This is a genomic window from Myroides profundi (assembly GCF_000833025.1).
GTDB lineage: Bacteria > Bacteroidota > Bacteroidia > Flavobacteriales > Flavobacteriaceae > Flavobacterium > Flavobacterium profundi_A.
In genome coordinates this window covers 3,783,308-3,798,763 of sequence record NZ_CP010817.1, presented here as the reverse complement: position 1 = coordinate 3,798,763, position 15,456 = coordinate 3,783,308, and the positions used below count along the sequence as shown (strand labels likewise).

The 15,456-nt window shown below is 35.8% G+C and carries 10 protein-coding genes; 7 read left to right on the top strand and 3 right to left on the bottom strand.

All coding sequences use genetic code 11. The features are described 5' to 3' along the window. Positions 1 to 187: 187 nt before the first annotated feature. The 3 genes from MPR_RS16850 (at position 188) to MPR_RS16840 (ending at position 2,942) form a co-directional block, all read left to right on the top strand. Positions 188 to 1,387 (top strand): C1 family peptidase, encoded by a 1,200-nt coding sequence (locus MPR_RS16850; protein WP_041894599.1) that lies wholly within the window; start codon positions 188 to 190, stop codon positions 1,385 to 1,387. Between the two features lie 20 nt (positions 1,388 to 1,407). Beyond that, positions 1,408 to 2,238 (top strand): mechanosensitive ion channel family protein, encoded by an 831-nt coding sequence (locus MPR_RS16845; RefSeq protein ID WP_041894596.1) that lies wholly within the window; start codon positions 1,408 to 1,410, stop codon positions 2,236 to 2,238. A 116-nt stretch (positions 2,239 to 2,354) separates the two neighbouring features. Further along, positions 2,355 to 2,942: a type 1 glutamine amidotransferase family protein gene (locus tag MPR_RS16840; RefSeq protein WP_041894594.1), complete on the top strand. Its 588-nt coding sequence runs from the start codon at positions 2,355 to 2,357 to the stop codon at positions 2,940 to 2,942. Positions 2,943 to 3,161: 219 nt separating this feature from the next. On the opposite strand, the gene dusB is transcribed toward MPR_RS16840, so the two are convergent. Further along, positions 3,162 to 4,154, bottom strand: a complete 993-nt coding sequence (gene dusB / locus MPR_RS16835) for a tRNA dihydrouridine synthase DusB (protein ID WP_041894592.1) — start codon at positions 4,152 to 4,154, stop codon at positions 3,162 to 3,164. 155 nt (positions 4,155 to 4,309) lie between these two features. On the opposite strand from dusB, the gene MPR_RS16830 reads away from it, so the two are divergent. Further along, positions 4,310 to 6,676 (top strand): hypothetical protein, encoded by a 2,367-nt coding sequence (locus MPR_RS16830; RefSeq protein ID WP_041894590.1) that lies wholly within the window; start codon positions 4,310 to 4,312, stop codon positions 6,674 to 6,676. Here MPR_RS16830 and MPR_RS16825 read toward each other — a convergent pair. Continuing rightward, positions 6,657 to 7,814, bottom strand: a complete 1,158-nt coding sequence (locus tag MPR_RS16825) for a Pycsar system effector family protein (RefSeq protein ID WP_041894588.1) — start codon at positions 7,812 to 7,814, stop codon at positions 6,657 to 6,659. The genes MPR_RS16830 and MPR_RS16825 overlap by 20 nt on opposite strands. Positions 7,815 to 7,841: 27 nt before the next feature. Between MPR_RS16825 and MPR_RS16820 the strand changes: the two genes are divergently transcribed. Further along, positions 7,842 to 11,582, top strand: a complete 3,741-nt coding sequence (locus MPR_RS16820; RefSeq protein WP_041894584.1) for a BamA/TamA family outer membrane protein — start codon at positions 7,842 to 7,844, stop codon at positions 11,580 to 11,582. Here the strand turns inward: MPR_RS16820 and MPR_RS16815 are convergent. Further along, the gene (locus MPR_RS16815; protein ID WP_041895613.1) at positions 11,565 to 12,446 is read right to left on the bottom strand and encodes an esterase-like activity of phytase family protein; all 882 of its coding nucleotides are present in this window, start codon (positions 12,444 to 12,446) and stop codon (positions 11,565 to 11,567) included. The two genes, MPR_RS16820 and MPR_RS16815, sit on opposite strands and share 18 nt — an antisense overlap. A 293-nt stretch (positions 12,447 to 12,739) precedes the next feature. On the opposite strand from MPR_RS16815, the gene lepA reads away from it, so the two are divergent. Next, positions 12,740 to 14,536: a translation elongation factor 4 gene (gene lepA, locus MPR_RS16810; RefSeq protein ID WP_041894583.1), complete on the top strand. Its 1,797-nt coding sequence runs from the start codon at positions 12,740 to 12,742 to the stop codon at positions 14,534 to 14,536. Positions 14,537 to 14,647: 111 nt separating this feature from the next. Beyond that, entirely contained in the window at positions 14,648 to 15,445 is a 798-nt protein-coding gene (locus tag MPR_RS16805) for a hypothetical protein (RefSeq protein WP_235280469.1), read from the top strand. Positions 15,446 to 15,456 lie beyond the last annotated feature (11 nt).

Sequence of the window (15,456 nt, the reverse complement as noted above, 5' to 3'; positions counted from 1 at the left end):
GAATGGTGCAATAGTGTCGTATAATAATGATGAGTTAAGGGGGAATGAAAGGAAAATGCAGTTTGAGAATAAAGCAGTTAATTAATGGATTTTGTGCAGTAGCGCTAAAGAAATGTAGTTTTGTGCTATAAGGTAAGGCTGTTTAAATCACTTTTTTTATCTTTACGATTCTAACAAACCTAACGATATGTATAAAAATCAATTAAAAGCATGGGTTTTAGCCCTTGTGCTGTCGGCTGGATATTCTGTTACTACTGTAGCTCAGGATAATTTAGTAAACTCATTAAAATTAAATGCAAGTGCAAAGAGTAAAGAGCTTTACACGTTTACAGATGTTGTGAATATTGAAAACACTTCTGTGAAAAATCAAGGTTCTTCTGGGACATGTTGGTCTTACTCAGCGAACTCATTTATCGAGTCAGAAATGATGAGAATGGGAAAACGTCCTGTAGAGATTTCTCAAATATTCTCTGCTCGTAATGCATATATCGAAAAAGGGAAAATGTATGTAAGAATGCATGGTGCTGTAACACTAGGAGATGGTGGTGCGTTCCACGATGTGATGAATATGTATAGAATGTATGGAGCAGTACCTCAGTCTGTATATGATGGTCTGAACTATGGTACGACTACTAATAAATTTGGAGAGATGGCTGCGGTACAAGAAGGTATCTTAAAAGCAGTAGTCTCTAACCCAAATAGAAAATTAACTCCGAACTGGGAGAAAGCGTATACTGCTGCTATCGATGCTTATTTAGGAGAGGCTCCTAAGGAGTTTACATGGGAAGGTAAAAAGTATACTCCACAGAGCTTTGCGAAAGATGTAGTAGGGATCAACGCTGATGATTATGTAGAGATAGGATCAGACCTAAACTACCCTATGTATGAGAAGTTCGTATTACTAGTACCAGATAACTGGGCTTTTAATCAAGTGTATAATGTACAGATGAACGAGCTAACAGAGATCATCGATCACGCTGTTAATAACGGATTCACTGTAGCATGGGCTGGTGACGTGAGTGAGAAATACTTTAGCTGGAAGAATGGTGTAGCTTTCGTTCCTGAGAAGGATTGGGAAGATATGTCTGCTGAAGAGAAAGAAGAAATGTTTAACGGGCCAAAACCAGAGAGAAAAGTAACTCCTGAGATGCGTCAAGAGGCATTCGATAACTATACGACTACAGATGATCACGGGATGCACATCGTAGGTATCTCTAAAGATCAGAAAGGTAGAGAGTACTATATCATCAAGAACTCTTGGGGAACTACGAATGACTATAAAGGATATATGTATATGAGTAAAGAGTTCGTGAAGTATAAAACGACGGATATCATGATCCATAAAGATGGTATCCCAAAAGGAATAGCTAAGAAAATGAAATTGTAAATAAAAATTAAAAAATTGTTATGGAAAAGATTGTAAGTAGTTTAGAGAACTTTTTAGAGAGTATATTATTATCACTTCCTAGATATGCCCTAGGGTTAGTTGTGTTATTAGGAGGGATATATATAGTTAAGTTAATTCTAAAAATAATTGGTAAAAGATTCGATAAAAGAGATTTAGATAAATCGCTGAAAGGATTTTTGCTAAGTATGATTCGAATTGCTCTATATATAGTGTTGATTGTGATTGTAGCTTCTATTATGGGCTTTAAGTCAATGAGTCTTACAGCAGTTTTTGCGTCAACAGGTTTAGCTATTGGTTTAGCACTTCAGGGGAGTTTATCTAACTTCGCAGGAGGAGTATTGATTTTACTGTTTAAACCTTTTAAGGTAGGAGAGTATATCTCTAACACAGGAGGAGTAGAAGGTACTGTAGAAAAGATAGATTTATTATATACGACGATAACAGGGGCTACAGGATTAAAGTTATATTGTCCTAATGGACCGTTAGCAAACTCAGTGATTACGAACTATACAGATATTACAGCACGTAGATATGACTTCGTAGTTGGTATCTCATATGATACTAATATTAAGACAGCACAGAATGTAATCCAAGAAGCATTAGCGAAGCATAAAGAGGTGAAGCAAGATCCGAAGCCAATCATTTTTGTGAACAGTTTAGCAGATAGCTCTGTGAACTTAAATGTACGTGTATGGATGGATAAAGCTAATTACTGGGATACAGTATTCGTGATTCAGCAGATAGTGAAGAATGCTTTAGATGATGCTAATATCGAGATTCCATTTCCACAGAGAGATATACATGTTATCTCAGATAAAGAAATAAAATAAATAAGAATAGTAGAAAACTCCTTTCAAATCGAAAGGAGTTTTTTTTGCTATGATTTGTAGCGACTGTTTTATTTAAGTTGATACAATATTGCTATATCTTTGAGAAAAAGAAGAAGATGGAAGCAAATCATATTTACATTTACTTATTTGATGGGTATTCAGATTGGGAGATTGGATATCTGATGCCTGAATTAATACAAGATAGTCGATACCAGGTATTAACTGTCTCTGATACAGGTGCTGATGTTACTTCGGTAGGAGGGTTAAAGGTTAAGGTAGACTGTAGTCTAGAGGATATAGACATCTCTACACTGAAACTTTTAATACTGCCAGGAGGAGAGATGTGGGAAAAGAGTACAAATAACTTTAATGCTATTGATAGGGTAGTTTATGGGATTTATAAATACCAGTTACCAATAGCTGCTATTTGTGGAGCTACGCTTTATTTAGCTCAGAAAGGTATGCTTGACTACGTGAAGCATACGAGTAATGCCTTGTTCTATATGAAAGGATTAGTACCTACTTATCACGGAGAGAAGAACTATGTAGATCAGCTCGTGGTAAGAGATCAAAATGTAGTAACAGCTAGTGGTATAGGAGCTACAGAGTTTAGTAGAGAAGTGATGAAGGTGCTAGACTTTAACAGTGAATATGTAGATAGATGGTTTCAGCTGTTTAAATATGGTATTTTTCCAGCAGCGTAATACTAACGGAACAAGAAATGCGTTTATAGATAGAAACCAATAAAAATAGTTCACTTCAGAGAACATTTTGGTCTAGTTAGTGATAACATAATTATGCGCTAGTAATTATGTAAATAATTTCATTTAGTAAGTCTGTGAATCAGAGATTACAGTATAGAAATTGTTTTGAAAAAGAGAAAAAACCACCTATTATTAGGTGGTTTTTTTATGTGTATGATTTTACTCTATTACGTAATCTTTATATTCTTCTGCTATTCTATCGAATAGAGATAATAGCTCGATAGGGTCATCAGTAGTCACTAATTTTAAACGATGTGGTTTAAAACCGTGTATTCCTTTAAAGTAGTTAGTGTAGTGACGTCTCATCTCTACGATACCTAATCGCTCTCCTTTCCACTCCATAGACCAAATCAAGTGATTCTTAGCAGCTTCTAATCTATCCTTGATAGTAGGAGGAGGTAATATCTCTCCTGTGTTAAAAAAGTGCTTGATCTCATTGAATATCCAAGGATATCCGATAGCAGCACGACCGATCATCATACCGTCTAATCCAAAAGTCTCTTTGTACTCTAAGGCTTTCTGTGGACTGTCTATATCTCCATTACCGAAGATAGGAATCTGGATACGTGGGTTATTCTTGATACGCTCTATATGTGTCCAGTCAGAATGACCTTTATACATCTGTGCTCTAGTACGTGCATGTATAGTCAATGCCTGAACTCCTACATCTTGTAAGCGCTCTGCTACTTCGTCAATATTGATAGACTCCTCATCCCATCCTAGACGTGTCTTTACTGTCACAGGTAAGTGAGTACTCTGTACTACAGCCTTCGTCAGGCGAATCATCAAGTCAATATCCTTTAGTACACCCGCACCTGCTCCTTTAGACACCACTTTCTTTACAGGACAACCAAAGTTAATATCAACTAAATCTGGCTGTACAGTCTCTACGATTCGAGCAGATTCTGCCATCGCTTCTTCATCACCACCGAATATCTGTATCCCTACAGGGCGTTCGTAGTCAAAGATGTCTAATTTCATTTTACTCTTCATCGCATCCCTAATCAGTCCTTCAGAAGAGATAAACTCTGAGTACATTAGGTCTGCACCATGCGTCTTACACAGACGGCGAAAAGGTGGATCACTAACATCCTCCATTGGAGCTAATAACAATGGATGATCTGGTAGTTCTATATTGCCTATTTTAATCATATTCGTTCTAGAAATTTGAGGCAAAAGTACGATTTTTTTAGCTTTTAGGTTTTTAGTTTTGATATTGTTGTGAAATAGAAAAATTAGAGGATGTGATAAGTGCAATGTCAAAGTGAGAATTTCGTATCTTTATCTCCTAAAGCACCTAACATATTATGAGACTCGCCACTTTTGATTATACCCCGTTTGATATCAAATTTTCTTTTCACCGTCTGGTGGAAGCTATGCAAGCTTTTATAGATGATCCTGAGAAGAATGAAATGAAGAAGACGTATTTTAGAGACTTGTTAGGTCGTATCAATGATGTGCCGTGTTTACTTCAGATTATAGAAGATTATGATCTATTAGTAGAACACGAGGCATTGATAGGGGAGCTACTAGAGATATTGTTTCCGATAGCCTTGACGGATAATGAGATTAAGGCAGTAGGAATGCCTCTGCAGAAGCTAATGTTTAATCACAGTAGAAGGTTTAGAAAGATTATCGAAGAGAGTGGTGGAAACTATAATATTGAGATTAGAGATTTTAACCAACAGCAGTATTATATAGCGTGCTGTTGTATAATCATGAACCATTATTTTAAGACAACATTTGATTTGACTCGTCCTCTGTTTGTAGACTTGCCAGATGCTAAGGGAATTATCCATCATTATAGAGTGCTGTATAATGCAGACTTTGTAGAGGTAGTACCTACAGAAGATGCGGTCATGCTGACTAAGGAAGATATCGAGCTACTAGAAGATAACTTTGATAATCTAGAACTGTGGAAAGAGAAATTTCCTCAGAAGAGTTGGGTGCTGAAAGGATTCGGTATTATCAGTCTAGTAGATGCTACGATAGAGAATGCGATGTCTTTATTAAAAGAGAATTTCTTAAAAGCAGAGTTGCAACGCGAGCCAATAGGTACCATCTTAGGGCAACTATTCAGCTCTATATTCAGAGTGCCTAATCTGCGTATAGGGTATACTCCTTTAGTAGTAGATACATTGATACAGAAGGAGACTAATGAGATGATGGCTATGCCTAGTTTTTTACTAGATGAGGAGAACTCTTCTATTCTCTTATCTGAGAAGGCGTATGCGACTGTAGTTGATCAAAAAGGATATTATAGTATATCTGACGTAGATGTAGTATTAGCTAACGATAAGGAGTGCGAGATGTGTCTACATCTTAAGAGACAAGGGGTACGCAGTGGACTGTTTAGCCCTGTAGTGTTGTCCAGTGGTGTAGAAGGTGTCTTCGAGATAGTATCAGAAGACCCTAGAGTGCTGAATAGTGTGAATGCACAGAAGCTAAATGCATTGATGCCGATTATTTCAGAGACTTTCCAACGAGTGAAGTCAGATATGCTTAATCAGGTAGAGGCTATTATTCAACGAGAGTTTACGACGATACACCCTAGTGTTTATTGGAAGTTCTTAGAAGAAGCTCGACGCAACTATATCGATAGTGTAGCAGATAAAGATTATTTTATTAATCCTATCGCATTTCAGAACGTATATCCTTTATATGGAGAGATAGATATAAAAGGATCTGGAGCACTGCGCAACGAGGCTATTCTAGGCGATCTTAGAGAGCAACTAGAGAAGCTAATCACAGTGTTTCGCAATTGTACTTTTAGTGAGAATGCATTAATCTTAGAAAGGCATATTCTAAAGTTACAAGCGTATTTGAGACATTTAGAAGAGGACTTCGTAACGGGGTTAGAACAACGCATTCAGAACTATGTGACGAATGAGGTACACCCTTATTTATTAAAGGACGAACACTTATTCTATAGACCAAGATTAGACGAGTACTTTTCTTATATAGATCCAGAATTAGGGATCTATTATAGATATAGAAAGATATATGATACTCAAGTAGGTAAGATGAATAAGACCTTCACAGATCTATTAGATCAGAGACAAGAGTCTGTACAGAAGGTTTATCCTCATTACTATGAGCGATTTAAGACAGATGGGGTAGAGCACAATATTTATATAGGTAGCTCTATCAGTCCGATGAAGTCTTTTGACTTTACGTATCTACACAATCTTCGTTTGTGGCAATTACAAGTGATGTGTGAGCAGATGTGTATGCACTATCGCAATAATATACAAGATCCACTGAAGATGGATGTGACTGTGCTAATCTTAGTATATGATTCTTCTCTAGGTATTCAGTTCAGAATGGACGAGAAGCGTTTCGATATCGATGGTGCATATAATACCCGATATGAGATTATCAAAAAGAGATTAGATAAAGCGAATATAAAAGATTCAACTGAACGCATCGTACAACCCAAAAAGATTACAATTGCCTTTGCGTCTACTTATGACTTAGAAGAATATCTAGGCTATATAGAGTTTGGTCAAAAGGTAGGTCTTCTAGATCACAATCTAGAGCAGTTCCTAATCGAAGATATGCAGAGTGTATCGGGTCTTATAGGACTACGTGTAGGTGTGAATCTAGACTTTGATATAGAATCATTAGATTATGATACACTGATGCATAATTACCTTAAAAACCAATACCTCTAAACGCTAATGTAAATGTGATAACAGATAGAATAATACCTAATGTGAAAACAGCATAAGTGATACGCAAGAACTTATACTTCTTGTTTAAGACAATACCTAGGCTATATAAGTCCTTCGTCAGGGCGTGGTGTAGGTATTGTTTGTCTTTCATGATTTCACTTAGTGACTCTTCATATTCTTCAAAAGGCATTTGATGGAAAGTACCGAAGAATAATAAGTTTACTTCTCTGTTTTCTACCTGTTCTTTAGTGAATTTGCCTGATGTTAATTTAGGTCTTGTAGACTGTATCGCAAAAATGATAGTCGCTACACTAAAGATTAATAATACAAATGTAGGCACAATCAAATGAGCATTACTCGGACTGTCTAGTTTAGGTATTAATGTCGATAGACAGATAGAGATAATAATCGCGTTGACAGATAATAAGATATTTGCCTTTCTATCTGCTATGGCACTAAGTTGAGTATGGTTACGCAAAGTAGTTCTGAATAGAGTATCGATTGTTCTATTCGATTCTATCTTCTCTTTTTTCTTTTTGTTAGAGTTGATCTTATCTATTTTAGACAGTACATCTAGCAGGTTCTTTTGCTTAGTAGGTTGCCAATTTTGTTGAGCATAGTTGGTGTAATAACGGTGTCTATACAGCATTACATCTCTATTCTGCTCTAACCATTCTAGTCTAGTAAATGTTTTAGAACACAGACTTTCTATTTCTTTCTTTAGAAGATTACTAGTCGCAACATAGTTCTCATCAGAGAAATGTGCGAAGTCTGCATCTTTAATAATACACTCTAAGTCATTATCTGGTACATAGTCTAGCTTAGTAGCACGTATTAATTGCATAACGGTTAATACGTCATCATGAGGTACTCCATTCTCTAATAAGTAAGTTTGTGCCATCTGCGCACCTCTTTCTTCATGTCCTTCCCAAGAATTAATATAACCTATATCGTGAAACCATGCCGCATATCTCAATAAATTAGCATTATGACTATCTACTGTTAAATGATTTAAAATTTCTTCTAAACCATTAACAACACGTACTGTATGGTTAAAATTGTGGTACGTATATTGATGTGATAGTGTATCTTTGTGTATCTGAAAGATGTGTTCTTCAATCTTTTGTAGAATCGTCATAGTCATAACCTTTATAACCCCTAAAATATGAAAATATTTTTTGAAACACCGTTAAAGCTTTCAAAAATCGCTGTTGCACTTTCTTTAACCTCTTTAGTAGGTCTAGTATCTTGTGCAACATTAGAGCCTCAATATGGCACCAAAAGCGGAGCGTTATCTAAAGAACGCAGTAGTGATCAAAAAATTGTACATACTTATTATTTGGTTGGAAACATAAGCCAAGCGAATAATACGGAGGAACAAGAGCATTTAGAAGCTTTTAAACAGATGTTGGCTCAAGAGAGTGATAAGAACTCAACATTAGTGTTATTAGGGAATAATACTAAAAAAGGGATGCCTGGTAATTCTTCTAAAAAAAGAAAGAAAGCTGAAGAAAGCTTAGCGAGTCAATTGGGGTTAATGGAGAGTAATAAGGGAACGACAGTATTCATTAACGGAGAATCAGATTGGCAAGGTAGTTATGAAGGGATTAAGAATCTAGATAAATATTTAGTCGAAAGAACAGGAAATAAGAAAGCTCTACTACCGCGTAAGGTATGTGGGTTAGAAAGACTTAAGATAAATGATGAGACTGTGCTAATCGTGATTGATAGCCAGTGGTATATTGAGAATTGGGATAACCATCCGAATATCAATGAAGACTGTGATATAAAGACGAGAGAAGATTTCTTCGAAGAAGTTAGAGGAGAGATTAATAAGAATCAGAATAAGGTGGTGGTATTAGCAATGTATCACCCTGTATATAGCAATGGTAATCACGGAGGGAAGTTCTCTGTACAGGATCATTTATTCCCAATAGGCAATAATATTCCACTGCCTATTATAGGAAGTGTATATAATTATACTAGACAGATGTCAGGTATAAATCCTCAAGATCTTCAAAGCAAAAAATACAATGAGTTAAATAAGCGTATTAGAACAATCGCCCAGATGTATACGAATGTAGTGATAGCATCAGGTCATGAGCACAATCTACAGTATATCGATAGAGGGGGTGTAAAGCAGATAATAAGCGGAGCAATGAGTAATCTTACACCTGCTAGAGCGGTTGTAGAAGGAGATTTCTCTGCTGGTGTGTTTGGGTATTCTAAGTTAGAGATTAGAGAAGATAAGAGTGCTAAGCTTTCTTTCTATGGTTATAAAGAAGGAGGATATACGTCTTTATATAGCACTGTGATGTTAGATAACTTTGGAGGTGGTAAAGAAAACCGAGATATAGATAATAAAGAGCTTGAACAACAAACAGCACAAGCTAGTGTTTACCCAAAACAATGGACAGAAAAGAGTAAGTTCTATCGATTCTTATGGGGGGAGCATTATCGCAATGTATATGGTACACCAATAACAGCTCCTGTAGCAGATTTGACTGTTTTAAAAGGAGGACTTACACCTACTATATCTGGTGGAGGTAATCAGTCTATGTCTCTAAGACTTGTAGATAAAGAGGGTAAAGAGTATGTGATGCGTGGTGTGCGTAAGAGTGTATCTCGTTTCGCACAGACTGCTGTGTTTAAGGATCACTATGTAATGAATGCTTTTGACAATACTTGGACAGAGCGATTTATATATGACTTCTATACTACTTCTCACCCTTATACACCATTTATACTTGATGGTTTAGCAGATAAGATAGGGATGTATCACACTAATCCAGAGTTGTACTATGTACCTAAGCAGTCTGTATTAGGTAGGTTTAATGATAACTATGGGGACGAACTGTATATGATAGAAGAGAGACCCTCGTCAGGATATGAGGATGAAGTAAGCTTTGGGAATGTTAGTAATATCATTAGCACAACTGACGTTATTGCGAAGTTGAGAAAAGATGAAAAGTATGAGGTGGATCAGACTGCTTATATGCGTGCTAGAATCTTTGATATGCTTATTGGCGACTGGGATAGACATGGAGATCAGTGGAGATGGTCAGAGTTTACAGAAGGAGATAAAGTAATCTATAGACCGATACCTAGAGATAGAGATCAGGCTTTTGCTAAGATAGATGGTGCTTTGTTATCATTGATAAAGAAGCTACCACCACTTAGACATATGCAGAATTATACAGAAGACTTTGCTAATCCGAGATGGATTAATAAAACAGCTTTTCCATTAGATCAATACTTATTAAAGAGTACTTCTTTAGAAGATTGGTTGAGAGAAGCTAAGGATATTGTTGAGAAGTTAGACGATGAGGCTTTAGACGAGGCGTTTAGTAAATTACCTCAAGAAGTACAGACAAAAGAGGTAGAAGAGATCAAAAGAATATTCAAAGCAAGACGTAATAAGATAGACGCTTTCTTGCCAAAATATTATAAACAACTACGTGAGTATGTCATCTTATCTGGAACTGATAAGAAAGAGGTGTTTGATATTGAGAGATTGGCTGAAGGAAATGTTCGTGTAAAACAATATAGAGCTAAAAAGACTGGAGAAGAGCTAGTATTCGATAAGGTATATAATGCTACTGAGACTAAAGAGATTTGGGTATATGGACTGAACGATGAAGATACTTTTAAAGTAAGTGGAGATGAGAAAGCAAAGATTAAGATTAGATTAATAGGTGGCAAGAATCAAGATACTTTCTTAGTAGACAATTCTTCTAAAGTAATCGTGTATGATTATGCGGATAAGAAGAATGAAGTAAAGATGGAAGGTGCTAATGGAAGAACAGTACTAACTAATAAGTACGATATTAATAACTTTAATTATGAGCGTGTACCTCTTAACTTGAATATGTTATTGCCAAATATTGGTTTTAACCCAGAAGATGGTGTTAAGCTTGGTTTTTTATACAGTTCTACACGTTCTAAGTTCATTCAAGATCCTTATACAGCAAAGCATGTGTTGAAAGGTTTCTACTCTTTTAATACCAAAGGGTTAGAGGCAGAGTACAAAGGGTATTTCCCTAATGCTACTAATGACTGGATGTTTACGATAGGCGGTAGAGCGACTAGTCCTAATTTTGCAGTGAACTACTACGGATTGGGAAATGAGACCTATTACTTTGATAAAGAAAAAGGTAAAGATTATAAGAGAGTGCGTATTGAGAGCTATTCTGTTTCTCCTGGGTATAGATATGAAGGAAAACAGGGAGCTAGCTTTGAAGCAAACTTAGAATATGATGCCTTAAAGGTAAAGCATCAAACGGATAGATATATCACTGATGATATCAATGGTGTAGATGCTAAGGTTTTTGATTTTCAACAGTATGGAGGTCTTAAGGTAGAGTATAATTATGAGCAGTATAATTATCCTGCTAATCCAACAGTTGGTTTTGGTTTTAATTCAAAACTTGGGTGGAGAATGAACTTAGAGGAGACTAAGCAGAACTTTGCGTATCTAGATCTTAAAGCGAGTTTCTTACACTTTATTGATAGAGGAGAAAGATTAGTACTTGCGACTAATTTTACATACCAAACAAGGTTTAATGAGAACTATGACTTTTATCACGCAGCCACTATAGGGGGTAATGCTAACTTAAGAGGCTTTAGACCAGAGCGTTTTACAGGAAAGACATCTTTTGTACAAACAACAGATTTAAGATTTAATGCAGGTCAGTTTACAGCAGGGTTTCTTCCTATGAGTTATGGTTTCTATGGAGGCTTCGATTACGGTAGAGTATGGCAACCAGGAGAGTCTTCTAATAAGTGGCATAACTCTTATGGAGCAGGACTGTGGATAAGCGCTGTAGAACAAGCGACTCTACACTGTTCTTTCTTTAACAGTGTAGATGGAGGTCGCTTTGTATTTGGATTAGGGTTTGGGTTTTAATGTACCCAAATCCACTTTATAAATTTTACCACCTTTTTTGTCTTTTACTTCATCCGCTAGATAGATAGTGTTGTTATCTCCAAAAGTCACAGACTCTTTTTGAGAGACGTGGTGTAGTTTGTGCTCACTAATCTTTCCATCCATAATAGCATTAGGATTAAAACCGTCTATTATCCAAAGTTTAGAATGAGATAAGAGTACAAAAGTCTTTTCGTCAGGACTGATGGCAGCACCTGTGATAGCACAGTGTTTATATACATTACATCCATTGAATGTTTGGACATGTTCAGCTTTGTGATGCCCCGCTTGATTAGGCACTTTATATACTAATGACGTACCATCGAAGCCCTTACTTCTGTTTTTAGTAAATATGTAGAAGTTGTTATTGTATAAGATAAAAGCTTCTGCATCGTATAATAATTCAGTCTCTTTAGGAGGGAAGGCTTTTTGTTCAGGATACTCAAATGAGATTACTGCAGCTACCTCTGTCTTATCTTTTTGCAAATCGTCTTTGTTTATCTTTAAGATACGTAGATCTTTTCTAGTATTCTTATTATTTCCAAAGTCTCCGATATAGAGATTACCCTCTTTATCAGCAGTTAACTCTTCCCAATCTATATTCTTCTGATCTTTTATTTTTAGAGTATGGTTTATTTTACCATCTGACTTTATTTGATATAACTCATTCTTATTGCCACTATCTTGTAGTGCCCAGAATGAATTAGAAGTAGTATCATAGTATAGTCCTGATACCTCTTTAAGGTTGTTCGGGAGTATAATATGATCTTTTGTGATATCACTCTTTTGTCCACAACTTACTAAGGTTGCTAGAGAGAATAAGGATATTGTAAATAATGATTTCATAGTATATTCTTTTATGAATATAAAGTTACTAAATGTGTCTTTATAAAACATAGAATAGACTACTAAATCTAATGCAATAGATATTATAAACAGTTTCTTTAAAATAAAGGGAGATTGTAAGACAGAAAAATAACTAAAAATTGAAACTTTAAAGTATATTTGCAAAATATAGGCTAGGTAGATTCTTTAATTAAAAGAATGTAAGAGCCTTAGAATCTAGATTATATGATTATTGAAAGTGGTTTCAATACTTCTAATGGGCATATAATCCAATAAACTTTGATATAACGAAGATGAAGAACATTAGAAACTTTTGTATTATTGCTCATATTGACCATGGTAAAAGTACGTTAGCAGATAGATTACTTGATGCTACACAGACTGTAACTGCTCGTGAGCAACAAGCTCAGCTTTTAGACAGTATGGACTTAGAGCGTGAAAGAGGTATTACTATTAAATCTCACGCTATCCAAATGGAATATACTCATAAAGGAGAGAAATATATACTTAACTTAATTGATACCCCAGGACACGTAGACTTTTCTTATGAAGTTTCTAGGTCTATTGCAGCGTGTGAAGGTGCGTTATTGATTGTTGATGCTGCTCAGAGTATCCAGGCTCAGACTATTTCTAACTTATATTTAGCATTAGAGAATGATCTAACGATTATTCCTGTATTGAATAAGATTGACTTACCAAGTGCTAATCCAGAAGAGGTAAGTGATGATATCGTTGATTTATTAGGATGTGACTATGAAGAGATTATTCCTGCATCAGGTAAGACTGGATTAGGAGTAGAGGATATCTTAGAAGCTATTATCGAGAGAGTTCCTGCACCTAAAGGAAATCCTGAGGAGCCATTACAAGCTTTAATATTTGACTCTGTATATAACCCATTCCGTGGAATTGAGGTAATCTTCCGTGTGGTTAACGGTACGATTAAGAAAGGTCAGAAGATTAAGTTCATGGCTACTAATAAAGAGTATTTCGCAGATGAGATCGGAACACTTAAACTAAACCAAGTAGCTAAACAAGAGATTAAAACAGGTGACGTAGGTTACTTAATCTCTGGTATTAAAGAAGCAAGAGAAGTAAAAGTAGGGGATACCATCACTGATGCAAAAGAACCTACTCAAAATATGATCGAAGGGTTTGAGAACGTAAAACCAATGGTATTCGCGGGTATCTATCCTGTAGACACAGAAGATTATGAAGAGTTGCGTAACTCTATGGAGAAGTTACAACTTAACGATGCTTCATTAGTATTCGCAGCTGAGAGTTCTGCCGCTTTAGGTTTTGGTTTCCGTTGTGGATTCTTAGGAATGTTACACATGGAGATTATCCAAGAGCGTTTAGAGCGTGAGTTTAACATGACTGTTATTACTACTGTACCTAACGTTTCTTACTTAGCATATACTAAGAAAGAACCTGATACACCTATTATAGTTAATAACCCGTCTGACTTGCCAGAGCCTTCTAAATTAGAAAGAGTAGAAGAGCCGTTTATTAAAGCGACTATTATTACTAAAGCTGACTTCGTTGGACAAGTAATGAGTCTTTGTATTGATAAGCGTGGTATTATTACTAACCAAACTTACTTAACAGAAGATAGAGTTGAGTTAATGTTTGATATGCCATTGGCAGAGATTGTATTTGACTTCTATGATAGATTGAAGACAGTATCTAAAGGATATGCTTCGTTCGATTATTCTCCTATCGGAATGCGTACTTCTAACTTAGTGAAAGTAGACGTAATGCTTAATGCTAATGTAGTGGATGCATTATCAGCATTAATGCACGCTGATAACGCTTATCATATCGGTAAGAAGATGTGTGAGAAATTAAAAGAACTTATCCCACGTCAACAGTTTGATATTCCTATCCAGGCAGCTATCGGAGTAAAGGTAATTGCTCGTGAAACAGTAAAAGCTCTTCGTAAAGACGTAACAGCTAAATGTTATGGAGGGGATATCTCTCGTAAACGTAAATTACTTGAAAAACAAAAAGCAGGTAAAAAGCGTATGCGTCAAGTAGGAAACGTAGAAATCCCGCAAGAAGCATTTATGGCTGTATTAAAATTAAATGACTAAACGCAGCTTTTAAAATATTTAATGAAAAGACTATCAACATTGGTAGTCTTTTTTTTTGATTCAAAATGTAAATATAACAGACCAATATACGATATGAAAAAAACCTTGTTCATGTTCACACTACTTGCATTAGTGGGGTGTAAAGAAACAAAAGAGGAAGAAGTGATTCCTGAGGTTAAACCTTCTACAGAAGAAGTAATAACGGAGACAGAAGAAGAAAAACCTGCTCTAACAATATATGGTAAGGAAGAAAACATCATTCTAGATATTCTTATTCCTAGATATTACGACAAGGATTTTCACCAAGAGGAATTCAATAAGGTCAATGATAAATGGCTAGCTTTTGAGGAGAAGAAAGGACTTTTTCAAGTCATAAAAGCAGATTACGCTATTAGTGAAGAGATGAATGAGTGTACAGAAAGTGAGCAACTAGGTATCTTCTCTACAGGCCCAGTGGAGCCTATTTTCTTCTTAGGCCCAAATGCAATGATTAAGAAAGGGACTAAGACTGCTCTGAATATTAAAGAACAACCGCTATGGCCTGATGCTCCACAAGAATATCTATTTAATGGTAAACAGTATATTCTGAGAGCTGAAGGTAAGCAAGTAGACTCTTATGATTATACAGATGATAGTGGTAAGACTAAGAAATATAAGCGATTTAAAGATTATAAGCTATATCTTACAGTTAATGGAGAGGCAGAACAGTTAATCCTTGATATCCCAAGCTTTAATGAGACATTTGTACAGCTATTGTTTGTAGGGGATTTAGACGGAGATGGCAACTTAGATTTTGTGTTTGATACTTCACCTGAGTACGAAATACAGTCTGTAGAAGTATATTTATCTAAAGGAGCTCAATATTTTATCTACTTAGCAGGAGCTATATCTGTAGACTTTAGTTGTTAGTAAATGGACTA

Excerpts from the sequence above, each read along its gene's own strand:
- MPR_RS16830 (WP_041894590.1), top strand. The coding sequence starts at position 4,310 with ATGAGACTCGCCACTTTTGATTATACCCCGTTTGATATCAAATTTTCT.
- dusB (WP_041894592.1), bottom strand. The coding sequence starts at position 4,154 with ATGATTAAAATAGGCAATATAGAACTACCAGATCATCCATTGTTATTA.
- MPR_RS16840 (WP_041894594.1), top strand. The coding sequence starts at position 2,355 with ATGGAAGCAAATCATATTTACATTTACTTATTTGATGGGTATTCAGAT.
- MPR_RS16825 (WP_041894588.1), bottom strand. The coding sequence starts at position 7,814 with ATGACGATTCTACAAAAGATTGAAGAACACATCTTTCAGATACACAAA.
- MPR_RS16850 (WP_041894599.1), top strand. The coding sequence starts at position 188 with ATGTATAAAAATCAATTAAAAGCATGGGTTTTAGCCCTTGTGCTGTCG.
- MPR_RS16820 (WP_041894584.1), top strand. The coding sequence starts at position 7,842 with ATGAAAATATTTTTTGAAACACCGTTAAAGCTTTCAAAAATCGCTGTT.
- lepA (WP_041894583.1), top strand. The coding sequence starts at position 12,740 with ATGAAGAACATTAGAAACTTTTGTATTATTGCTCATATTGACCATGGT.
- MPR_RS16845 (WP_041894596.1), top strand. The coding sequence starts at position 1,408 with ATGGAAAAGATTGTAAGTAGTTTAGAGAACTTTTTAGAGAGTATATTA.
- MPR_RS16805 (WP_235280469.1), top strand. The coding sequence starts at position 14,648 with ATGTTCACACTACTTGCATTAGTGGGGTGTAAAGAAACAAAAGAGGAA.
- MPR_RS16815 (WP_041895613.1), bottom strand. The coding sequence starts at position 12,446 with ATGAAATCATTATTTACAATATCCTTATTCTCTCTAGCAACCTTAGTA.